At 71.9% G+C, this 22008-nt stretch carries 20 protein-coding genes; 8 read left to right on the top strand and 12 right to left on the bottom strand.

Translation table 11 applies throughout. The annotated features are described in order from the left end of the window. Positions 1-89 precede the first annotated feature (89 nt). The gene (locus ACLJOU_RS43190) at positions 90-2627 is read left to right on the top strand and encodes a transglutaminaseTgpA domain-containing protein (protein ID WP_410575082.1); all 2538 of its coding nucleotides are present in this window, start codon (positions 90-92) and stop codon (positions 2625-2627) included. Positions 2628-3101: 474 nt separating this feature from the next. On the opposite strand, the gene ACLJOU_RS43185 is transcribed toward ACLJOU_RS43190, so the two are convergent. From ACLJOU_RS43185 to ACLJOU_RS43175, 3 genes are all read right to left on the bottom strand, one after another. Next, positions 3102-3506 carry a DUF3040 domain-containing protein gene (locus tag ACLJOU_RS43185; RefSeq protein ID WP_410575081.1) on the bottom strand — a complete coding sequence of 135 codons (405 nt, stop codon included), beginning with the start codon at positions 3504-3506 and terminating at the stop codon, positions 3102-3104. Positions 3507-3756: 250 nt separating this feature from the next. Further along, positions 3757-4977, bottom strand: coding sequence for a DNA polymerase IV (dinB, locus tag ACLJOU_RS43180; protein WP_410575130.1), 1221 nt, complete (start codon positions 4975-4977; stop codon positions 3757-3759). A 76-nt stretch (positions 4978-5053) separates the two neighbouring features. Further along, a complete protein-coding gene (locus ACLJOU_RS43175) occupies positions 5054-5779 on the bottom strand; it encodes a methyltransferase domain-containing protein (RefSeq protein ID WP_410575080.1) in 726 nt (241 codons plus the stop codon). Positions 5780-5885: 106 nt separating this feature from the next. Here ACLJOU_RS43175 and ACLJOU_RS43170 point away from each other — a divergent pair, with 106 nt between their 5' ends. The 4 genes from ACLJOU_RS43170 (at position 5886) to ACLJOU_RS43155 (ending at position 9881) form a co-directional block, all read left to right on the top strand. Beyond that, positions 5886-6779, top strand: coding sequence for a ParA family protein (locus ACLJOU_RS43170; protein WP_410575079.1), 894 nt, complete (start codon positions 5886-5888; stop codon positions 6777-6779). A 3-nt stretch (positions 6780-6782) separates the two neighbouring features. Continuing rightward, entirely contained in the window at positions 6783-7592 is an 810-nt protein-coding gene (locus ACLJOU_RS43165) for a DNA-formamidopyrimidine glycosylase family protein (protein WP_410575078.1), read from the top strand. Positions 7593-8158: 566 nt separating this feature from the next. Then, the gene (locus ACLJOU_RS43160; protein ID WP_410575077.1) at positions 8159-8719 is read left to right on the top strand and encodes a GNAT family N-acetyltransferase; all 561 of its coding nucleotides are present in this window, start codon (positions 8159-8161) and stop codon (positions 8717-8719) included. A gap of 130 nt (positions 8720-8849) precedes the next feature. Then, the gene (locus ACLJOU_RS43155) at positions 8850-9881 is read left to right on the top strand and encodes a quinone-dependent dihydroorotate dehydrogenase (RefSeq protein WP_410575076.1); all 1032 of its coding nucleotides are present in this window, start codon (positions 8850-8852) and stop codon (positions 9879-9881) included. Here ACLJOU_RS43155 and ACLJOU_RS43150 read toward each other — a convergent pair. The 7 genes from ACLJOU_RS43150 to rimO all read right to left on the bottom strand — a co-directional run bounded on the left by ACLJOU_RS43150 (position 9853) and on the right by rimO (position 16981). Next, complete coding sequence (locus tag ACLJOU_RS43150) at positions 9853-11247, bottom strand: amidase family protein (RefSeq protein ID WP_410575075.1); 1395 nt, start codon at positions 11245-11247, stop codon at positions 9853-9855. The two genes, ACLJOU_RS43155 and ACLJOU_RS43150, sit on opposite strands and share 29 nt — an antisense overlap. Before the next feature lie 503 nt (positions 11248-11750). Further along, a complete protein-coding gene (gene pspM / locus ACLJOU_RS43145; protein ID WP_410575074.1) occupies positions 11751-12737 on the bottom strand; it encodes a phage shock envelope stress response protein PspM in 987 nt (328 codons plus the stop codon). A gap of 31 nt (positions 12738-12768) precedes the next feature. Beyond that, positions 12769-13608 (bottom strand): PspA/IM30 family protein, encoded by an 840-nt coding sequence (locus tag ACLJOU_RS43140; protein WP_410575073.1) that lies wholly within the window; start codon positions 13606-13608, stop codon positions 12769-12771. Positions 13609-13873: 265 nt separating this feature from the next. Continuing rightward, positions 13874-14332, bottom strand: coding sequence for a helix-turn-helix domain-containing protein (locus tag ACLJOU_RS43135; RefSeq protein ID WP_410575072.1), 459 nt, complete (start codon positions 14330-14332; stop codon positions 13874-13876). A gap of 99 nt (positions 14333-14431) precedes the next feature. Then, complete coding sequence (locus tag ACLJOU_RS43130; protein WP_410575071.1) at positions 14432-14914, bottom strand: CinA family protein; 483 nt, start codon at positions 14912-14914, stop codon at positions 14432-14434. 1 nt (position 14915) lies between these two features. Next, positions 14916-15557, bottom strand: a complete 642-nt coding sequence (pgsA, locus tag ACLJOU_RS43125) for a CDP-diacylglycerol--glycerol-3-phosphate 3-phosphatidyltransferase (RefSeq protein WP_410575070.1) — start codon at positions 15555-15557, stop codon at positions 14916-14918. Beyond that, positions 15554-16981: a 30S ribosomal protein S12 methylthiotransferase RimO gene (rimO, locus tag ACLJOU_RS43120; protein WP_410575069.1), complete on the bottom strand. Its 1428-nt coding sequence runs from the start codon at positions 16979-16981 to the stop codon at positions 15554-15556. Before rimO ends, pgsA begins: the two co-directional genes overlap by 4 nt. An 88-nt stretch (positions 16982-17069) precedes the next feature. Here rimO and ACLJOU_RS43115 point away from each other — a divergent pair, with 88 nt between their 5' ends. The 3 genes from ACLJOU_RS43115 (at position 17070) to ACLJOU_RS43105 (ending at position 18760) form a co-directional block, all read left to right on the top strand. Next, positions 17070-17588, top strand: a complete 519-nt coding sequence (locus ACLJOU_RS43115) for an amino-acid N-acetyltransferase (RefSeq protein ID WP_410575068.1) — start codon at positions 17070-17072, stop codon at positions 17586-17588. A 92-nt stretch (positions 17589-17680) separates the two neighbouring features. Beyond that, positions 17681-18115 (top strand): phospholipase, encoded by a 435-nt coding sequence (locus ACLJOU_RS43110; protein WP_410575067.1) that lies wholly within the window; start codon positions 17681-17683, stop codon positions 18113-18115. 33 nt (positions 18116-18148) lie between these two features. Further along, positions 18149-18760, top strand: coding sequence for a nitroreductase family protein (locus ACLJOU_RS43105; RefSeq protein ID WP_410575066.1), 612 nt, complete (start codon positions 18149-18151; stop codon positions 18758-18760). On the opposite strand, the gene ACLJOU_RS43100 is transcribed toward ACLJOU_RS43105, so the two are convergent. Together ACLJOU_RS43100 and ACLJOU_RS43095 are read right to left on the bottom strand one after the other, a co-directional pair. Further along, on the bottom strand, positions 18753-19175 hold the full coding sequence (locus tag ACLJOU_RS43100) for a hypothetical protein (protein WP_410575065.1): 423 nt from the start codon (positions 19173-19175) through the stop codon (positions 18753-18755). The two genes, ACLJOU_RS43105 and ACLJOU_RS43100, sit on opposite strands and share 8 nt — an antisense overlap. Before the next feature lie 38 nt (positions 19176-19213). Then, on the bottom strand, positions 19214-21712 hold the full coding sequence (locus tag ACLJOU_RS43095; RefSeq protein ID WP_410575064.1) for a DNA translocase FtsK: 2499 nt from the start codon (positions 21710-21712) through the stop codon (positions 19214-19216). Positions 21713-22008 lie beyond the last annotated feature (296 nt).

Genomic DNA, 22008 nt, shown 5'->3' with positions numbered 1-22008 from the left:
GTGGCCGGCGAACGGCCGATCCACGGCCTCGCCTCACAACGCGGCTGCGGGCGAGCCGCATCCCGCCTCGTCTCGATCGGGGGTCTGCGATGAGCACCGCCGCACCGCCGCGGAAGTTCGAGCGGCCCTCTGCCCGGCCCGACCGGCCGCTGTCCGCCTGGCGCAGCAGCGTGCTCGCGCCCGTCGCCGCCGGGGTGGCCACCCTCTGCGCCGCGACCTCGGTCACCAGCGTCGTCTCCGGGCTGGCCTGGTTCGGGTACCTCTTCGTCGCCGTCCTGCTCATCGGCGCCACCGGGCTCGCGCTCCGCTCGCTGCAGGTGCCGACCGTCCTGGTCGGCCTGGGGCAGCTGCTCGTCCTGCTCTTCCTCATCACCGGCGCCTTCACCACGCACGGCATCCTGCAGGTCATCCCCGGCCCGGAAGCGTTTTCCGAGATCGGGACCACGCTCTCGGCCGCCGCCGAGCAGATCCGCGTCGGGCTGCCGCCGGTCGAGGGCAGCCAGCCCATCCTGTGCCTCATCACCATCCTGATCGGGCTCGTGGCCGTCCTCGTCGACACGCTCACCGTGGCCGCCGCGGCGCCCGCGGCCACCGGGCTCGTGCTCCTCTGCGTCTACGCCGTGCCGGCCGCGCTGAGCGAAGAAATGCTGCCGTGGTGGACGTTCCTGCTCGGCGGGGCGGCGTTCGCCGGCCTGCTGGCCGTCGACGGCAACCACCGGCACCGGCGCTGGCGCACCCGGGAAGCGCCCGGCAGCAGCGGCAAGCCGGGCGTGCTGTCCGCGCCGGTCGCGGTCGTCTGCGCGGCGATCGTGCTCGGCCTGCTGGGCGGGGCGATCTCGTGGGTCGGCACCGTCGGGCGGATGCCGTTCGGCGGCAGCGGGAACGGCGCCGGGGCGGGCTCCGGCGGCTTCGGCATCCAGCCGTTCACGGAGCTGCGCGGCATGCTCGACCAGGGCGCGAACCACGAGCTGTTCAAGGTCCGCGGCCTCGGCACGGACCGGCGGCTGCTGCGCGCGATGACGCTCGACACCTACTACCCCAACAAGGGCTGGGGCCTGCACGACGAAGGCCGTTCGCAGCAGGGCATCCCGGTCGGACCGCAGCTGCCGGCCGCCCCGGGCGACGACGGCACCGGTGCCGCGCGCCGGATCGACATCGAGCCGACCAGCTGGCGGGACAACTGGCTGCCGGTGTTCGGCGCGCCGCGCGTGATCGACGGGGCGGCCGGCGGCTACCTCTACGACCCGGTCAGCGGCACCGTGTTCACCACCCGCAGCGAAGCGCCGCCGGCGTACACCGAATACGCGTCGCTGAGGGAACCGACGGCCGCCGAGCTGCGCGTGACCTCGCGCGTCGACGACCTGCCGCCGCGCTACGCCCAGATCGACAAGGTCGACGACCGCGTCCGCACGAAGACCCGGCAGCTGATCGCCGGTGCGTCCAACGACTTCGACCGCGCCTCGGCGATCTGGCGCTACTTCACGGCGCAGAACGGGTTCGTCTACGACACGAAGACCGCGCCGGCGAACGACGCCGACGCGCTCGCCGACTTCATCCTCAACGGCAAGCGCGGCTTCTGCGAGCAGTTCGCGTCGGCGATGGCCGTGATGCTGCGGGTGGCGGGCATCCCGTCGCGGGTGGCGATCGGGTTCACCCCGGGCACGCAGGTCAACGACTACCTGTCGATCAGCACGCAGGACGCGCACGCGTGGGTCGAGGCGTACTTCGGCGACAAGGGCTGGGTGACGTTCGACCCGACGCCGCTGTCCGACGGCCGCGGCATCACCCCGTCGTACCTGCAGGCCGGGTCGCAGAACGGTGACCAGCCGGACGACACCCAGGTCGCGCCGACCACCGTCCAGCCGAGCGCGGCGCCGACGAACGCCCCGCCGGACAAGGACCGGAACGTGCCCGCGCCGACGGCCCGGAGCGATTCGGGCGGCGACGACTGGCTGTTCGACCTCGCGCTGGTGCTCGCCGCGCTGGGCGCGGGCGCGCTGGCCGCGGCGGCCCTGCTGCGGCGGCTGCGCGGACCGCGGGGCAGCAGCCCGCCGGCCGGCGACCGGAGCGAGGGCGCGCTGCTCGTCCGGGCGCCGGCGGCGGTGGCGGCCCCGTCCCGGGCGCAGGCGCTGCTGGGCTGGCTGCCGCTGGTGGGGGCGGGGTTGTGGATCATCGCGGTCGCCCTGCTGGCGGCGACGGTGGCCTGGTGGCTCGGTGTGCTGGTGGCGGTGCTCCTGCTGCTGGTGGCGGGCCCGGCGATGATCCGCGAGGCGGTCCGCCGACGGCGGCTGCAGCGCATAGTCCAGCAGCAGCCGGGCTCGGCCGACGCGGCGTGGGCGGAGCTGCGCGCGGAGTGCGCGGACCGCGGGCTGCCGATTCCGACCAGCGACACGGTCCGCGTGGCGGGCCAGAAACTGGCGGCCAAGCACCACCTCGACGACGACGGCCGCGAAAGCCTCCGGACGGTGATCGGCGTCCTGGAGAGGTCCTGGTACGGCGAAGACGACGCACCCCAGCCGGAGCTCTCCCCGGCCTTCGACGGCCTCCGGCGCAGCCTTCGCCGCAACGCGCCCCTTTCGTGGAAGGGCAAGCTGTTCCCCCGCTCGATCTTCCGCAACCGCACCTGACCAGCACGTGTGCTGAAAGAGGCACCACACGTGATTGAACGGTCATCATCCGTGATTGGAAGGTCATCACCCGTGATTGGAGGGACATCATCGTGATGCCCCTCCAATCACGCGTGTTGGCTCCCCGATCACGCGTGTTGGCTCCCCAATCACGCGTGTTGGCTCCCCAATCACGCATGATGGCTCCCCAATCACGCGAGTTCCGGTCCTGATCACGTCGGGCTCGATCGCGGCGAGGGGACGAGAGCGACCACGAGAGGTCTGAGGCTCGGGCAGATGAGGGGGCGAGAGCGACCCGGCGGCCGGAATAGGGCGTCGGGCGAGGACCGAGCGGGTCGCGGGAGGCCGGGGATCACCCGTGTGGGGGTCACCCACAGTTACCGCGGCTGACCAGCCGTCGCCCGGAGTGGGTGAGCACACAAGAAGATCCGCGTCCCGCTTGAGGCGGGACGCGGATCTCGTCGTCTTGCGGCGCTACTGCTCCTCGAAGCGCTGGCGGAAGCGCTCCTCCATCCTCTGGGTGAAGGAACTGCGGCGGCCCGATGGCTTGCCTCCGCGGGCACCCGGTCCACCGCCCCTGCCGTCACCGTCGGCGCCGTGCCGAATCGATGTCACGGCCATCATGACTCCGAAGAACATCACGAGGAACCCGAGCACGCTGATCAGCGGGATGTCGGCCACCCGGAACTGCGGCACCACCACGCCCAGCACCAGCAGGGCCACGCCCACTACGAACAGGGCGATGCCCTGAATACGCCGTCGGCGAGCGGGGCGACGCAACCGGGTGCCACGCACCGTGGATGCGAACTTGGGGTCCTCGGCATAGAGCTCGCGCTCGATCTGATCGAGCAGCCGCTGCTCATGCTCGGAGAGTGGCATCTTTCCTCCTCCGGCACAGCTGTCGCGGGCGCCGGGCCGCGCAACGTCCTGGACCCAACAGCCAACCCCAGGCGGGGTGGCACTGTCCAGGATACGAGGCCTACGGCCGCACGACTACCCGATCCCGCATCCGGAAGGGATCGAATTGGGCTAAATCCTGCCCGAACGGCACTGCGGACCGTCACCGTGGCTGATCGTGACCGTTTTGCGGCCTGGCCGCCGTTGTGGGGGAACGCCGCCGCGCCGAAGATCACCCTCCGTTCTCCCTCGGCCCCAGGAGCGACGCCGGCCGCACCGCCGCGGAGCCGAACTTCGACCGCGCGACGTCGGCCGCCACCTCCGCGTCCCGCCAGCGCGGTGCCGGTGAGTCGAACACCAGCTGCTCCCCCGCCTCCCCCGTGTCGAGGCCTTCGACGCGGACGCCGATCAGCCGCACCGCCCCGGTCGGGGCGTGCTCGGCGAGCAGCGCCACGGCGACCGCGTGGATCTCCCGCGCCACGTCCGTCGCCGAGACCAGCGTGCGGGCCCGGGTGATCGTGCGGAAGTCCGCGAACCGCACCTTGATCGACACCGTCCGGCCCCGCACGCCCCGCGCCCGCAGCGTCGCCCCCACCCGCTCCGCCAGGCGCAGCAGCTCCAGCCCCAGCTCGGCACGGGAATGCCGGTCGACGTCGAAGGTGTGCTCGGCCCCGATCGACTTCTCCGGCGAGTCGACCACCACCGACCGCTCGTCCACGCCGTGCGCGAGCCGGTACAGGTGCTCGCCCATCGCAACACCCAGCGACTTCTTCAGCCGCTCCGGCGGGAACGCCGCGACGTCGGCGATCGTGGCCAGCCCCAGCCGCCGCAGGTGCTCCTCGGTCCGCGCACCGACGCCCCACAGCGCCGACACCGGCAGCGGGTGCAGGAACGCCAGGGTTTCCGCCGCCGGCACGACGACCATGCCGTCCGGTTTCGCCATCCCCGAGGCGAGCTTCGCGACGAACTTGACCTTCGCCACCCCCACCGAGCAGGTGATTCCGTGCTCGGCCGCGACCCGCGAGCGGATCTCCGCGCCCAGCGAAGCCGGTGTCGCGCCCAGCCGCCGCAACGCCCCGCTGACGTCCAGGAACGCCTCGTCCAGGCTGAGCGGTTCGACCAGCGGGGTCAGCTCGCGGAAGATGCCCATCACCCCGCGGGAGACCGAGCCGTAGAGCCCCGACGTCGGCGGGATGTTGATCAGGTGCGGGCACAGCCGCTTCGCCGTGGCGAACGGCATGGCCGAGCGCACGCCGAACTTGCGCGCCGGGTAGTTCGCCGCGGCCACGACGGCCCGCGGCCCGCCCCCGGACACCACGACCGGCTTGTCCGCCAGCTCGGGCCGGGTCCGCAGCTCGACCGACACGAAGAACGCGTCCATGTCGACGTGCAGCAGCCCGCAGCCGGTGTCGTCCGGCACCGGCTCCCCCGGCCGGACGCGGAACCGGCCCATCCCGCCCGGCAGCTCAGCATTTCGCCCCACACCCCGGGACGCTACCGGTCACCACCGACAGTTCCGGCGGCGCAGGTCAGGCGAGCCGCGCCACCGCGTGCAGCCGGCCCGCGACGTCCCGCAGCACCGGCGAGCCCGCGGCCGCCCGCTCGAACTCCGCGAGCTCGTCTTCGCGGACCTCGCCGGGTACCAGGTCCGAGATCACCCGGTCACCCTGCAGCAGCGTGACCTCGAGACCGGCGGCTTCCAGGCCGGCGCGCAGGCTTTCGGTGGAGAACCGGCGCAGCACCGTGTCGCCCGGGACGATGCCGTCCGCGCTCTCCAGCAGGCGCCGGGCCTCGCCGACGCGGCCCGCGAGCGCGCGGTGGAGCACCGCCGCGTGGCGGTTCGCGACCAGCACCGACACCGCGCCACCGGGCGCGACCGCCGTGGCCAGCGCCGTGAGCACCGCGGCCGGGTCGTCGACGATCTCCAGCAGCCCGTGCGCCAGCACCAGGTCGGCCGAGCCGGCCTCGACGTACCGCCCGAGCGCGTCGGAGTCGTCCGCGACCACCGTGATCAGCTCGGCGACGCCCTCCTCCTCGGCCCGCCGCTGCAGCGTGGCCAGCGCATTGGGGCTCGGCTCGACGACCGTCACCCGGCAGCCCGCCGCCGCGAACGGCACCGCCCAGCCGCCGCTGCCGCCGCCCACGTCGACGACGCGGGGGTGCTCGGCACCCCGGGCGCGGGCGGCCTGGATCTCGGCCTCGAGCACCCGGCGGACGGCGCCCGAACCCCGGGCGGCCACGGTCTCCGTCTTCATGTCGCACAGGGTAGTGCCCGCCCCGGCCCGCCCCCCGAGCTCCTCCCTTCGAGTGAACGGCCCTTGCCCGGCGGCGCCTCCCGCGCGCACCCGTAGGCTGGTCTTCGTGCACACGGTCGCCGTACTCAGCCTCAAGGGAGGCGTCGGCAAGACGACGGTCGCTCTCGGTATCGCGTCCGCCGCCTTGCGTAGGGGCACGCGGACGCTGGTGGTCGACCTCGACCCGCAGGGCAACGCCACCACCTCGCTCGACCCGCCGTTGACCGACGCCACCCTCGCGGACGTGCTCGAGACCCCCACCCGCGAGATGCTCGAGCGCGCGATCGCGCCGAGCGTCTGGAGCGAGGACGTCGACGTCCTCGTCGGCTCGGAGGAGCTGGAGCTGCTCAACGACCCGGACGCCGACAGCGAGCGCCTGGCGAACTTTTCGCGCGCGCTGGACGAACTCCACCGCACACCACTGCGCGAAACCCCGTACGAGCTGGTGATCCTCGACTGCCCGCCGTCACTGGGCCGTCTGACGAAGTCGGCGCTGGTCGCCGCGGACAGCGCGCTGATCGTGACCGAGCCCACGATGTACGCGGTCGCCGGCGCGGCACGGGCCCTGGAAGCGATCGAGAAGATCCGCAAGGAGCTCAACCCGGAGCTGCGCCCGATCGGCGTCCTGGTGAACAAGCTGCGCGTGCGCTCCTACGAGCACCAGTTCCGGATCGCCGAGCTGCGCGAGAACTTCGGCTCGCTGGTGATGCCGACGGCGATCACCGACCGGCTCGCGGTGCAGCAGGCCCAGGGCGCGTGCAGCCCGATCCACGAGTGGCACTCGCCGGGCGCCCAGGAGATCGCCCTGACGTTCAACATGGTCCTGGCGAAGATCCTCCGCTCCAACCGGGCGGGGCGGCACCGCGTGGCCGGCGAGGAGGCCGAGGGCCCGGACTGGCCCGAAGGCCCGGCCCCGGAGACCCCCGAGGCACCGGCCGAGGTGTCCGAATCCGCGGGGTGAGCCGTGCCCGAAGGTGACACCGTCTTCCTGGTCGCCCGGCGCTTCGCCAAGGCGATGACCGGGAAGACGTTGCTGCGCGGCGAATTCCGCGTACCGCAACTGGCCACTGTGGACCTCTCCGGCCGCGAGGTGCTCGGGGTCGGCACGGTGGGCAAGCACCTGTTCACCCGGTTCTCCGGCGACCTGACGCTGCATTCGCACCTGCTGATGGACGGGATGTGGGACGTCTACCCGGCCGGCGCGAAGTGGCGGCGTCCCGGCCACCACGCCCGCGTGATCTTCACCGCGGCCGACGTCCAGGTGATCGGCTTCCGCGTCCACGACCTGAAACTCGTGGCCACGACCAAGGAACACGACCTCGTCGCCCACCTCGGACCGGACCTGCTGGATCCGAAGTGGACGGACGAGCACCGGGAGCGGGCGGTCGCGAACCTGACCGCCGACCCGGCCCGCGAGCTCGGCCTCGCCCTGCTCGACCAGCGCGTGCTGGCGGGCGTCGGCAACCTGTACAAGTGCGAAATCGCTTTCCTGCTCGGCGTGACGCCGTGGACTCCGGTGTCCGAAGTGGACGCCGGGACGACGGTCGCGCTGGCCCGCAAGCTGCTGCTGGCCAACGCCCTCGCGGGCCGCTTCGACCAGAGCACCACCGGCCACCTCGACCGCAACCGCAAGAACTGGGTGTACGAGCGCACCCGCCAGGGCTGCTTCCGCTGCGGCGGCAAGCTCCTGGTCCGCACGCAGGGCCACGACGTCCAGCGGCGGCCGACGTGGTTCTGCCCGAAGGACCAGGCCGGCCCGTACCCGGCGCAGTAGGCCGGGCAGGGAGACGCTCGCGTTCGCGCTGCGCGAACAGCCGTCCTGCGGGCCGAGATCACAGAAATGACGTTGCACGGCACCGCGGACTTCACCTAGCGTGGCAGTACACGAGAAAGGAGGTGGTCCTAAGTTGTATTCCAACAGGACTCGTGAGGTGGCTGTCCGCTAGCGGATGGCACGTGGAGGACTTTGAGCAGCGATACAACCGAGCCACCTTCGGCTCATCGCCTGCTTCACGTGGTGCCTGATAGCGAATACCAGGCAGTCACCGTGCCCCCGGGGTTTCCGAGCACCAGTCCGGCTCGGGCTCAGGCGTTTGACGGCGCTTGAGAGCCACCCCGGGGGTCCCTCCGTCATCAATCCGACCAAAAGTAGACCGCCCTCCGAGCGGCACGTCACCGTTGGTACGAAAGCGTTCGGCCGTGGCGGTGATCGGATTGGTGGCGATCGATACAGCGCTCATTTGGGCAGGTCGTGCCACCCGGCGTAGCGGGACGACCGTCCGGCGATCAGCATTTCGGTGTTCTGTCCCCCGGACGGCTGATCCTCGCTAGCCTGGACGCATGCTCAGGCCCGACTACCCGATCACCACGGCCCGGCTGATCCTGCGCCCGTTCCGGTCCGAGGACCTCGACGCGCTGAACTCCTTCCAGTCCCGCGCCGACGTCGCCCGCTACCTGTACTGGGGTCCGCGCAGCCGCGCCGAGTCGGCCGCGGCGCTCGCCAAGCGGGTGCACAGTTCGACGCTGACGAAGGAAGGCCAGTTCCTGGCCGTGGCGGTCGAGCTGGCCGCGACCGGGCAGCTGATCGGCGACCTGAACCTCGAGTGGCTGAGCAGCGAGCACCGCCAGGGCGAAATCGGGTTCGTCTTCCACCCCGACCACCACGGCAAGGGCCTGGCCGCCGAGGCGACCACGGAACTGCTGCGGCTCGGTTTCGAGGATTTGGGACTGCACCGCATCATCGGCCGCTGCGACGGCCGCAACACCGCGTCCGCCGCGCTGATGGAGCGCCTCGGCATGCGGCGCGAAGCGCATCTCCGGGAGAACGAGATCGTCAAGGGCGAGTGGACCGACGAGCTGATCTACGCGATGCTCGAGGACGAGTGGAAGGACCGCGACTAGCGTCTCCACCCGCGGCCTCGGCTGAAGAGCCTCGAGCGCGACCTCGAAGGTCCTCCGGGCGAGGGTGATCGCCTTCACGCGGAAGTGACGCCCGAGTCGCACCTGCCGGGCGATTTGGCAGCATGGACGCGTGTTCTTCGACAAGATCGTCCGCCCGGCGCTGTACCGGCTGTCCTACCACGACCCCGAGCTGGTGCACGAGCGCACGATCGCCGTCCTCGCGCGGCTCGGCAAACTCGCCCCCCGTGGCGTTCTCCGCGTGGACGACCCCGTGAGCGTGCTGGGCCTGCGGTTCCCCAACCGCGTCGGCCTCGCCGCCGGGATGGACAAGAACGGCCGCGCGCTGCCCGCGTGGGCCGCGCTGGGCTTCGGGTTCGTCGAGGTCGGCACGGTGACGCGGCTGGCGCAGCCGGGCAACCCGAAGCCGCGGCTGTTCAGCCTGCCCGCCAGTGACGCGGTGATCAACCGCATGGGCTTCAACAACGACGGCGCGGAAGCGCTCGCGGCGAAGCTCGCCCGCGACGGGAAACCGGGCGTCCCGCTGGGGATCAGCATCGGCAAGTCGAAGGTGACGCCGCTCGAAGACGCCGTCGAGGACTACCGGTTCTCGCTGCGTGCGCTCCACCCGTACGCGGACTACTTCGCGATCAACGTCAGCTCGCCGAACACGCCGGGCCTGCGCCGGCTGCAGGACCGCACCGCGCTCGCCGAACTGCTCGGCGAGCTGCGTTCGACGTCGCTCGAACTCGCCGGTGGCGGTGCGCCGACGCCGGTACTGGTGAAGGTCGCGCCCGACCTGACCGACGACGCGCTGGCCGAGCTGCTGGAGGTCGCGCTCGACCACGGCGTCGCCGGAATCATCGCCACCAACACGACATTGGCGCGCGAGGGCATCGCGCCCGCGGAAAGCGGCCTGGCCGGACAGGCGGGAGGACTGTCCGGCCGGCCGCTGACCACCCGCGCGGCCGAGGTCGCGCGGTTCGTGCACGACCACACCGGCGGGAACCTGCCGATCATCGGCGTCGGCGGCATCATGGGCCCCGACGACGCGATCCGGCTCGTCGACGCCGGTGCGTCGCTCGTGCAGCTCTACACGGGCTTCGCGCTGCACGGGCCCGGCCTGGTGCGTCGCGTCAGCCGGGGTCTCGCGGCCCGGCGGTAGACGCGAAGCGCACGTAGCCGCGCCAGGATTCGTAGCGGTCCAGGTCAGGGCCTTCCGCCGTCAGGCACCGGACGGCCAGGGGCGCGCTGCCGTCGTCCAGGACGACGCGGTCGAGCACGAACGGCTCTTTCAGCGTCGCGGCGAAGCGCTCGAACGCGGCCGGGGACAGCCGCCAGCGCTCGCCGTCGAGGCTCGTGCCGCCCTCGAGGACGCCCGGCTGCGGCGGTTCGGTGTCCAGGAGCACCATCCGGTAGGCCTCGGTGGTCCGGACCGGCCCGGCGAAGCGGGCGCCGAGGGCGGTGAGGTCGGCGTTGAGCGGCTGACCGCGCAGGTGCGCGCCGAACACGACGACGTCCTCGCCCGGCTCCGGGTAGGGCGTCATCGGCTCGTCCGTGCAGACGGCCGCCAGGTCGAGGGCGATCTGGTCTTCGAACGCGCGGGCCAGGAAGGTGGCGCCGAACGGGCGGCGGTCGCCCGGCAGCACCGGGACGGTCACCGCGGCGACGTCGAGGAGGTTCGCGAAGGCGGTGCAGGCGGCCAGGCGGTGGCCGACACCGGCCGGGTCGGCCAGCGCGTCGGCGATCTCCGGGTGCTCCGGCACGGTCGGCATGACCAGGGCGTCGAAGCCGTCGAGCGCCGGTTCGGAGACCGGGGTGAGCACGGCCCCGGCCGCGGTCAGCCGCGCGACGACGGTCTTGAGCGCGAGGCTCGCGGCCTCGCCGAGGGGCAGGTCGTCGGGGTAGGCGATGCGGGGGTGCTCGCCCGCGCCGAGGCGGACGTCGGCGGGCCAGGAGCGGTCGCCGCCGGTCATCACGGCGAGGGCGCGGTGCGCGGGGACCAGGCCGTTCGCGTACACGGAGACGTCGTCGGGCAGCAAGCCTCGCGTCGGCTTCACCGCGGCGACGGCGTTCAGCGCGGCCGGGACCGCGCCGCCGGTGCTCAGGGCCAGGTCGACGACGCCGAGGGCGACGGCGACCGCGGCGCCGTTGCCGCCCACCCGGGTGCGGTCCCAGGCGGCGGAGACCGGGGCGGCACCGGTCTTGCCGAGCACGACGGCGCCGGCGGCGGTGAGCCGGGTGACGACCGCCGCGCTGGTCTCCGGGACGCCGTGGCCGGACGGCTGCCCGGCGACGTCGATCAGGTCCTGCACGGCGATGACCGTGCCGGCCAGCGGGAGGGATTCCCCGGCCTGGACGCGGGCGTCGACGGCCTTGGCGTCGACGAGGACGTCTTCGACGGCGCGGAGGGTGGTCCAGAGTTCGGGGCGGCCGGCCTCGGTGAGGCGTTCGAAGGCCGCGATGACGCGCTGGGAGGCGGTGGGCGGGGTGATCGGCACGGGGTCCGGGTCCGGCGGGAGCGTGTTCACGGGGCGTCCTTTCCTCGGCGGTCGAGAAAGTCCACTGTGTACGGTCGGCGCCGGCGAACCTCAGTCCACGGCGGGCCTCCCGGCGAGTGACACCTCGGCATGCATGACAGAAACGTTAGGTCGCGGACGTTTCCGTAGCCATCAGTTTCCGATTACGCGCGGGTTTCGGCACCGGAAGGTGAACAGGGCGCGACGCCGGGGTGAAACGCACGATCACGCACGCCGGGTGACGAAGACCCGGATCGCCCATCCGGCCGCCCTCGAACGGCCGAGTCCGACATCCGAATGGCCCAGCGAGCCCCGAATTCGCGTGATCGACCCCGAAACTCGCGTGCTTGAAGCCGGAACCGGCGTGATTGAGGCTGGAACTCACGTGACGGGAGGGTCGACACGCGTGATCAGAAGGTCGACACGCGTGATCAGAGGGAGTCGGTTGGCCGTGTCGACCCTTCAATCACGCGTGTCGGCTCCGCAATCACGCGTGTCGACCTGCGGATCACGGGTCAGGAGAGTTCGCGGAGGGCCATGGCGAGGCCGGCCAGGCGGTCGGTGGCGTCGGTGAGGGCCTGCTTGGACGTCACCAGGCCGTCGCTGGAGGCGGCGACCGTGTGGCCGGCCGCGGCCACCAGGCCGCGGTAGCCCTCGAGGCCGTCGTCGAGCTGTTCGCGGAGCTTGGCCACCGCGGCGTCCAGGGCCGCCTTCTCGCGGGCGGGTGCGGAGTCGCGGCCGCGCTCGATCGCGTGGATGCGGGCCGCCAGGCCGCGCAGTGCGGCCGCTGCCTCCGTGGCCGTCTGGCGGGCGTCGGCGACCGAGATCTCCGAGACCGGGGGCGTGCCCAGCGGGGACGGCACCGAAAGCTGGCGCAGCAGCTCCGTCAGCGAGGCCTCGCACTCGGCGAGCCGCTCCATCGGCTCGCGGGCGGCCGAGCGGGCGGGCGGCAGTGGCGGCGGGCCGGCGGGCGCCGCGGGGATCGGGGTGCGCTTGAGTTCGCGCAGCTTCACGCCGGAGCGGACGCTGAACGTGCCGAACACGACGGCCCCGGCGAACGCGGCGATCGCCTGCGGCATCATCGGCGTCGCCGCGGCGCTGAGCCAGCCCATGCCGGCGGCCAGGGTCAGGACGCCGCACAGGATCGTCAGGAGGATCCACAGCGTCAGCGCGCGAGACGTCCGGCGCTTGCGGCGTTCCAGCTTCGCGGCCGGGTGGTTCCAGCGGTCCCACTTGGCGCGGGCCTCGGCGAACGCCGGGACCTGGTTCGCCACCGACGACCAGGTCGCGGCCGTCAGGTCGGGCCGCCGCACCGGCGGCCGTTGCAGCGGGTTGGGGCGGGCGTACTTCCCGCCGGCCTGTGGCTCGGCCGGCGGGAAGTACTTCTGCACCTTCTGGAGCTTCTCCTGGGCGCGCACGGCGTAGTCGGGCAGCTTCTCGATGTGCTTCTCCAGCTTCGCGCTCAGCTCGCCGAAGTCACGCCGCCTGCCCTGCTGCGCCATGGTGCTCGCCCCCTTCGAACGGATCGCCCGGTCAGGCCGGGTTCTTGCCCTGCTCGGCCTGCACGCGCGCCTGGATCTCACGCTGGATGTCGGCCGAGCTGCTCGCCGGCTTCTGGGCCGCGCCACCGTCGGTCACCTGGGCGACCGAGTCACCGTGCATCGACGCGCGGATCTGCTGCAGCCGCGACTGGCCGGCCAGCTGCGTGGTGGAGGCCTGGACCTCCATCATGCGCCCCTGGACGGAGTTCTGGGCGAGCTCCGCCGAGCCCAGCGCCGTGGTGTAGCGCTTCTCGATCTTGTCGCGGACCTCTTCCAGCGACGGCGTGTTGCCCGGCGCGGCCAGCTGGCTCATCTGGTTCAGCGAAGCGGAGACCTGCTCCTGCATCTTCGCCTGCTCCAGCTGCGAGAGCAGCTTCGTGCGCTCGGCCAGCTTCTGCTGCAGCATCTGCGAGTTGCGCTCCACGGCCTTCTTGGCCTGGGCCGCGGCCTGCAGCGACTGGTCGTGCAGCGTCTTCAGGTCCTCGATGCTCTGCTCGGCCGTGACGAGCTGCGTCGCGAAGCTCTCCGCGGCGTTCTCGAACTCGGTGGCCTTCTGCTCGTCGCCCTTGGCGCGCGCCTCGTCGGCGAGGACCAGCGCCTGCCGGGTCGAGGCCTGCAGCTTCTCGACCTCGCCGAGCTGCCGGTTGAGCTTCATCTCCAGCTGCCGCTGGTTGCCGATCACGGAGGCGGCCTGCTGCGTCAGCGCCTGGTGGTTGCGCTGCGCCTCCTCGATGGCCTGCTGGATCTGTACCTTCGGGTCGGCGTGCTCGTCGATCTTCGACGAGAACGCCGCCATCATGTACTTCCAGAACTTCACGAACGGGTTGGCCATCTCCTCCGCCTGCCTTCTTGCGTCCCACGGGCCTTGGTGCTCGGGGTGGTGGGGCGTCGCTCCCCTGCACTAGCAACGCACCGACCCCGGCGTCGGGTTCCATCGTGTCAGGTCGGCCACGTCCATTCCAGGCGACCCGGCCGAATTCAGGGATCCCCCTGATCACTACCCGTAGACAACGCGGCGAGCCCCGGGCGGGTTGCCCGGGGCTCTCGGCGGAAACGTGGCGGGCGGGCCGGGTGAGCCGGCCCTCCCGCGCGTCGGATCACGCAGCGATGGTGGAGGCCAGCTTGGGCTGGCCGATCGTCGTCCGCAATGTCGTGTTCATCCGCGGCGCCGGGGAAACCCGCAGGTCGGCGAGGTCGTTCCCGATCAGCTCGGACATCAGGCGGCCGCCTTCGATGCCGGCCGCCGAGGCCTCGGCGCCCCGCTTCTCCCGGGGCGCGCCTTCCACGATCCGCTCGTCGACCGGTGGGACCTCGACGTGGTCGAGGGCCGAAACGTCCGCTGCCACGTTGTGCAGCAGTTCGCCGAGCGGAAGGTCCAGGGCCTGGCAGATGGACGCGAGCAGTTCGCTCGACGCCTCCTTCTGACCCCGTTCCACCTCCGAGAGGTAGCCGAGGCTGACCCTGGCGGCGCGGGAGATGTCGCGCAGCGTACGACGCTGGTTGGTGCGGGCATGACGGAGCCGATCACCGATCGCCTCACGCAACAGCACGGTCATCACGCGCCTCCCTTCCGAACAAGTACCCCCTACGTTACCCAGAGCGGCGCCCCGGGCGCAGGAGTTGGTGTGCACGTACGCCAAGGGCGAACGCGTGTTTCACGCCAGATGTTCCCCGAGCAGGGCAAACGCGGCCAAGACCGACTCGGTCCTGATCAAGTCGCGATCGCCGGTCAGGGCCAGGGTCCGGACTGTGCGTGTTCCCGGCCCGGCCAGCCCGACGTGCACGGTACCCGGGTCGACGCCGTCCTGCGCGGCAGGACCGGCGACGCCGGTCAGCCCGAGGCCCCAGGTGGCCCCGCAGCGGTCGCGCGCGCCCTCGGCCAGCTGCGCGGCCACCTCGGGGTGCACGGCGCCGTGCTCGGCCAGCAGGCGGGCGTCGACGCCGGCGAGGCGGTGCTTGAGTTCGGTCGCGTAGACGACGAAGCCGCCGCGGAGGGCGGCGCTCGCGCCGGGGACGCGGGCGAGGGTGGCGCAGACGAGCCCGGCGGTCAGCGATTCGGCGGCGGCGACGGTCTCGGACCGCGCGGTCAGCGCCCCGATCAGGGCGGCGGCCTGCCCGTCGGGGCCGGCGGCGGTCACCTCAAGCTCCCGTGACCCGGCGCCCGGCGGCCCGCAGCCGCACCGCGCGCACGAGGTAGTCCACGCCGGTCACGACGGTCAGCACGAGCGCCAGCCCCATCAACGCCCACCGCACCGGGTCGGCCCCGGCCGGCAGCGGCAGCAGGTACGCGACGATCGCCGCGATCTGGGCCAGCGTCTTGGCCTTCCCGCCCCGGCTGGCCGGGATCACGCCGTGCCGGATCACCCAGAACCGCAGCAGCGTGACGCCGATTTCGCGGACCGCGATGACGATCGTGACCCACCAGCCGAGCTCGCCGAGCACGCTCAGCCCGACCAGCGCCGCGCCGGTGAGCGCCTTGTCCGCGATCGGGTCAGCGATCTTGCCGAAGTCGGTGATCAGGCCGTACTTGCGGGCCACCCAGCCGTCCAGCTGGTCGGTGGCCGAGGCGATCGCGAACAACCCGGTCGCGATCGCGCGCCAGGTGTTGTCCTGGCCGTCGCCGACGAACAGGGCGACGACGAACAGCGGCACCAGGACCAGGCGCGACAGCGTCAGCAGGTTCGCGACGTTCAGCGTCGGGACCGGGGTCGGCGCCGGGACTCCGGCGGCGGCTTCGTGGGTGAGGCCCTCGTCGGCGGCGTCGCTGGGGAGCGCACTCACCGGTCGGCGTCCGGTACCGCGCGGACGATCAGGTCCACGCCCGCCGAGTCGACGACCTCGCACCGCAGGAAGTCACCAACCTGCACCTTTTCCGGCGCGTCCAGGATGACGCACTCGCCGTCGACCTCCGGGGCCTGGTGCGCGGCGCGGCCGGTGAGCTCGCCGTCGTCGTCCAGCTCCACCAGGACGTCGACGAAGGTGCCGATCCGGTCCTCGGCGCGCTGCGCGGTCAGCTCCTCGACCAGCGTGGAGATCCGCGTGACGCGCTTGGCCACCTCTTCGGGGTCGAGCTTGCCGTCGAAGCTCTCGGCTTCGGTGCCGTCCTCGTCGGAGTAGCCGAAGACCCCCACGGCGTCCAGGCGGGCGCCCGTGAGGAACCGCTCCAGCTCGCTCAGGTCGTGCTCGGTCTCGCCGGGGAAGCCGACGATGACGTTGGTCCGGATGCCCGCCTCGGGCGCGTACTCGCGGATCTGCTCGCACAGCGCCAGGAACGAGTCCGTGGAGCCGAACCGGCGCATCCGGCGCAGCACCTGCTCGCTGGAGTGCTGGAACGACAGGTCGAAGTACTCGGCGACGCCCGGCGTGGTCGCGATCGCCTTGACCAGCTGCGGGCGCGTCTCGGCGGGCTGCAGGTAGGAGACGCGGACGCGCTCGATGCCGTCGATCCCGGCCAGCCGCGGCAGGAGCCGCTCCAGCGCGGTGGCGCCGTCGCGGCCGAAGTCCTTGCCGTAGGACGTCGAGTTCTCGCTGACCAGGAACAGCTCCTTGACGCCGTGCTCGGCCAGCCACAGCGCCTCGGCGACGATCTCGTCCGGCTGCCGCGAGACGAACGAGCCGCGGAACGACGGGATCGCGCAGAACGAGCAGCGCCGGTCGCACCCGGAAGCGATCTTCAGGGCCGCCACCGGGGAATCGTCGAGACGCGTGCGCAGCACCCGCGGGCCCCAGCCGTGGCCGGGGACCTCGACCGTCTCCGCGGCGGCGGGCCGCTCGACCGGGCTGATCGGCAGCAGCTTGCGGCGGTCGCCCGGCGTGTGCGAAGCGATCTTGCGGCCGGCGACGACGTCGTCGAGGCGGTCGGAAAGCGCGGCGTAGTGGTCGAAGCCGAGCACCGCGTCGGCCTCCGGGAGGCTGTCGGCGAGCTCGTGCCCGTAGCGCTCGGCCATGCAGCCGACGGCGACGACCTTCTTGCCCGTGTCGGACGCGGCGAGCAGCGTGTCGACGGAGTCCTTCTTGGCCGACTCGACGAAGCCGCAGGTGTTGACCACCACGACGTCGGAGTCCTCGGGGTCGGCCGCCAGCTCCCAGCCGCCGGCCGCGAGCCGGCCCGCGAGCTCCTCCGAGTCGACCTCGTTGCGGGCGCAGCCCAGGGTCAGCAGGGAGACGCGTCGGGTGGCAGCTGGGTCCGCGGCAGGGGAAGGCACGACGTTTAGGGTAGCCGCCGGTCCCGGGCGGCCCGACGACGGCGTAGCCCGGTCGTGACATCCGCCCGCACGGGGCGATGTGGCAGGGTTGACGCTCGTGCCGTCCGACTCGCCCCGCCCGACCGTCCGCCGCGCCCGGATCGCCGACGTCCGCAAGATCAAGGCCCTGGTCGACTCGGACGCGGGCCGCGTCCTGCTGGAGAAGGACCTGGTCACGCTGTACGAGGCGGTCCAGGAGTTTTGGGTCGCCGAAGTGGGTGACGAGGTGGTCGGCGCGGCCGCGCTGCACGTCCTCTGGGAGGACATCGCCGAGCTGCGCACCGTCGTGGTCGACAAGGCCGTCCGCGGCCAGGGGGTGGGGCGGGTGCTGGTCGCCCGGCTGGTCGACGAGGCGCGTGAGCTGGGTCTCAGGCGGCTCTTCGTGTTGACGTTCGAGACCAGCTTCTTCGCCGGGCACGGGTTCGTCGAGATCGACGGCACCCCGGTGTCGCAGGAGGTGTACGAGGAGATGCGGCGCTCGCACGACACCGGCGTCGCCGAGTTCCTGGACCTGCCCTACGTCAAGCCGAACACCCTCGGGAATTCGCGGATGCTGCTCGAACTCTGAGTGAAAACCTCCTTTCGGGCGGTGACGCGCACCACTGCCCTGCCCGAAGCTGATCGCGGCACTTGTCCACCGATCGGCAAGGAAAACACCGAATGCGCACGACACTGCGGAACCTGGGGGCCACCGTGACGGTGGCCGTTTCTGTCGGCGCGGGCGCCCTGCTGGGCACCGGCACCGCGGCGGCCGTCGACATCCCGACGGTCACCGACCAGTACCTCTTCAGCACCTCCCTTTCGAACTTCGAGACGATCCGGAACTCCGCGCCCTACAGCGGCCAGCTCGACTGGTCGTCGGACGGCTGTTCCTGGTCGCCGGACACGCCGTTCGGCTGGCAGTTCCTCCCCGGCTGCCACCGGCACGACTTCGGCTACCGCAACTACAAGAAGCAGGGCCGGTTCACCCCGGCGAACCGGCTGAAGATCGACGACAACCTGTATTCGGATCTGAAGAGCGTCTGCGGGTCGAACATCGCGTGCAAGGGCGCGGCGTGGACGTACTACCAGGCGGTCCGCAAGTTCGGCGGCTGACGTGGCGGCCCGGGCCGGGCCAGGATGGTGATCATGGAGATCGATCACCTGCTCAGCACGACCCGCGCGGTGCGCCGCAAGCTGGACCTCGACCGGCCGGTCGAGCCGGAAGTCCTCGAGGAGTGCCTGAACCTGGCGCTGCAGGCGCCGACACCGGGCAACGTCCAGGCGTGGCGCTGGCTGGTCGTGCGCGACCAAGGCGTGAAAGACCGGCTCGGCGTGCTGTTCCGCGAGGTGGGCCAGGCCTACCTCGCGGAACGGGCGCAGCGCGCCGAACCGCGGGCGCTGGCCTCCGGCCGGCACCTGATCGACGTGATCGAGCGCGTCCCGGTGTTCGTGATCCCGGTCCTGCGGGGGCGCCCGGCCGGGGACAACGCGGTCGACGCGGCGTTCTACGGCGGGATCTTCCCGGCGGTCTGGAACTTCCAGCTGGCCCTGCGCTCGCGCGGGCTGGGTTCGACGCTGACGACCTACCACCTCTCCCGCGAGGCGGAGGCGGCGGAGATCCTCGGCATCCCGGAGGGCCACACGCAGGCCGGGCTGCTGCCGGTGGCGTACACGACGGTGCCGGACTTCAAGCCCGCCGCGCGCACCCCGCTGTCCGAGGTCGCCTACCTCGACCAGTGGGGCACGCCGCTCAGCTGATCCGGACGGTCGCCTCCCCGGCGTCCTCGCTGACCGACACGAGCTCGATCCGGCTCCCGGCGAACGTCGTCGCCCGGGGGCCGGTGCGCGGGCCGCTGTGGAGCTCGGCCGTGGTGCTTTCGCCGTGGCCGGGCTCCTTCAGCAGGAACACCAGCGTGGCCTCCCCCTGCCAGAAGCACTGCATGCCGGGCCGGCACCGCGAGTCGGCCACCACCCGCGTGTAGCGCACCGTCAGGTCCTTCCCCTGCACGGCGGCCTCCTGCCCGAGCCGCAGGGTGACGTCCTGCCCGGCCGCGACGCTCACGGCCGGCGACGCCGCGGCCGGCGGAGCCGGAGCGGCGGCGATCGAGCTCCCGGCCCCCACCGTGACGACGGCGAAGGCGAACAGTCCGGCGAGGAATCGCGGTAGGTCCACGTGCTCAGGACGGAACCGGGCGAGCACGGGTTGCACCGCTACTCCTCGTCGTCGCCGGCGTCGGCGTCCACCGGGCCGCCGCCGCGGATCATGAACAGGACCGACTCCAGTTCCTCCGGCTTGATCAGCACGTCACGGGCCTTCGAGCCCTCCGACGGGCCCACCACCCCGCGGCTTTCCAGCAGGTCCATCAGCCGGCCCGCCTTGGCGAACCCGACGCGCAGCTTGCGCTGCAGCATCGACGTCGAACCGAACTGGGACGTCACGATCAGCTCCGCCGCCTGCAGCAGGACGTCGAGGTCGTCGCCGATGTCCGGGTCGATCTCCTTCTTCTCGCCCGCCTTCTGCGCCGTCACGCCGTCCTGGTAGTCCGGCTGCGCCTGTTCCTTGGCGTAGTTGACGACCGCGGCGATCTCTTCGTCGCCGACGAACGCGCCCTGGATGCGGACCGGCTTCCCGGCGCCCATCGGCAGGTAGAGCGCGTCGCCCATGCCGATCAGCTTCTCCGCGCCCGGCTGGTCGAGGATGACCCGCGAGTCGGTCAGCGACGACGTCGCGAACGCCAGCCGCGAGGGCACGTTCGTCTTGATCAGGCCGGTGACGACGTCGACCGACGGCCGCTGCGTGGCCAGGACCAGGTGGATGCCCGCCGCGCGCGCCTTCTGGGTGATGCGGACGATCGCGTCCTCGACGTCGCGCGGGGCGGTCATCATCAGGTCGGCCAGCTCGTCGACGATGGCCATGATGTACGGGTACGGCCGGTACTCGCGCTCCGACCCCGGCGGCGCGGTGATCTCCCCCGAGCGCACCTTCTTGTTGTAGTCGTCGATGTGCCGGACCTTGTTGACCTGCATGTCCTGGTAGCGCTGCTCCATCTCCTCCACCAGCCAGGCCAGCGCGGCCGCCGCCTTCTTCGGCTGGGTGATGATGGGCGTGATGAGGTGCGGGATGCCCTCGTACGGCGTCAGCTCGACCATCTTCGGGTCGATCAGGATCATCCGGCACTCGTCCGGCGTCGAGCGTGCCAGCAGCGACACCAGCATCGAGTTGACGAAACTCGACTTACCGGACCCGGTCGAACCCGCGACCAGCAGGTGCGGCATCTTCGTCAGGTTCGCGGTGACGAAGTGGCCCTCGATGTCCTTGCCGAGGCCGATCACCATCGGGTGGTTGTCCTTGACCGTGGACGGCGCCCGCAGGACGTCACCCAGGCGGACCATCTCGCGGTCGGAGTTCGGCACCTCGATGCCGACCGCGGACTTGCCCGGGATCGGCGCCAGCAGGCGGACGTTGTCGGTGGCCACCGCGTAGGCGATGTTCTTCGTCAGCGCGGTGATCTTCTCGACCTTCACCCCCGGGCCGAGCTCGACCTCGTAGCGGGTGACCGTGGGGCCGCGGGTGAAGCCGGTGACCTGCGCGTCGACGTTGAACTGCTCCAGCACGCCGGTGATCGCCTCGATCATGGCGTCGTTGGCCTTGCTGCGCGACTTCGGCGCGTCGCCGAGCTTCAGCAGGTCGGGCGGCGGGAGCTGGTAGTCGCCCTCGACGGTCCGCGTGACGGCCAGCGGCGGCTCCGGGGCCTTCTTCGGCTTCTTCTCGGGCACGTCGGCCGGCGGCGGCTTGGGCAGGGCCTTGGGCGGCTTGATCGGCGTCGGCGCCTCGGCGAGCATCGCGTCGATGTCCAGCTGCTCGGGCGGGGCCTCGCTCGACTGACGGCGGCGCGACGGCTTGCGCAGCCGCGCGCCCTTCGGGTCGGCGTCGGTGACCTTCTCTTCGTCGGTGGCGAAGCCCGGCCGCTGCCCTTCGGCTTCGGCGATCTCCTCTTCGTCGAGGCCCCAGTTCCGCAGCCGGTGCGGGATCTCGCGGACCGGCGTGCCGGTGAACACGAGCACGCCGAAGAACAGCGCGAGGATCAGCAGCGGCACGGCGACCCAGGTGGTGACGCCCATGGTGAGCAGGCCGCCGGAGAAGGCGCCGACGATGCCGCCGGCGTACATCCGGCCGTCGTTCGTCTCCGGCAGCGCGGTGAAGATGTGCAGCATCCCGAGCACGGACAGGACGACCATGATCGTCCCGACGACCATCCGCGGCCGCGTCTCCGGGTGCGGCTCGGACCGCATCAGCGCGACGGCGACGACGACCAGCACCAGCGGCAGCGTGACGGCCCCGGCCCCGAGCACGGTCCGGGTGGCGATCTCGACGCCGGCGCCGATGGGCCCGGCGGCCCGCCACCAGACGCCGACGGCGGCGACGATGGCCAGGGCGATCAGGCCGAGCGCGAGCCCGTCGCGGCGGTGTTCCGGCTCGAGTTCGCGGGTGCGGCCGACCGTGCGGGCGAGCGTGCCCAGGCCCTTGGCCAGCAGGTTCCAGGTGCCGCGGACCCCCTTGCCGAAGATCCCGGGTGTCTTGCGCCGGGCGCGTGGCGGGGGTTTGCGGGTGGACGACGTACGTGGCTTCGCAGGTGTGCGCGGCTTACGCGCCGCTGCCCCCTTCGCGCCGCTTCCCGTGCTTCTCTTCCTCGTCGCCGACCCAGCCATGCCGTTTACGGTAACCGGCCGTGGGGGTTCGTCCCACGCGCCACTCTCGGCCCAGGGTGAACTTCTGCCTCACACCGCGCGTCGAGCGGCCATCCGGGTGAACGCCCCCGAGCGCCCCAATGTGGCCTTGGTTGCGTCTGACGCACCCAAGGCGGCCTTCGGTGCGTCAGACGCACCGAAGGCCACATTGAGGTTTTCTCAGTAAGGCTGGGGCCGGGTGCGCGTGTTGACCGGGGTTGAGGCGTGGGGCCCCTGGTAGGACTGGATTTGCGAAGATCAAGTCCGAGGTTCCAGAG

This window comes from Amycolatopsis sp. cmx-4-61 (assembly GCF_046548775.1).
In the GTDB taxonomy this organism is placed as follows: Bacteria; Actinomycetota; Actinomycetes; order Mycobacteriales; family Pseudonocardiaceae; genus Amycolatopsis.
The sequence above is the reverse complement of the archived record's forward strand: the minus strand, read 5'-3'. Positions and strand labels throughout refer to the sequence as shown.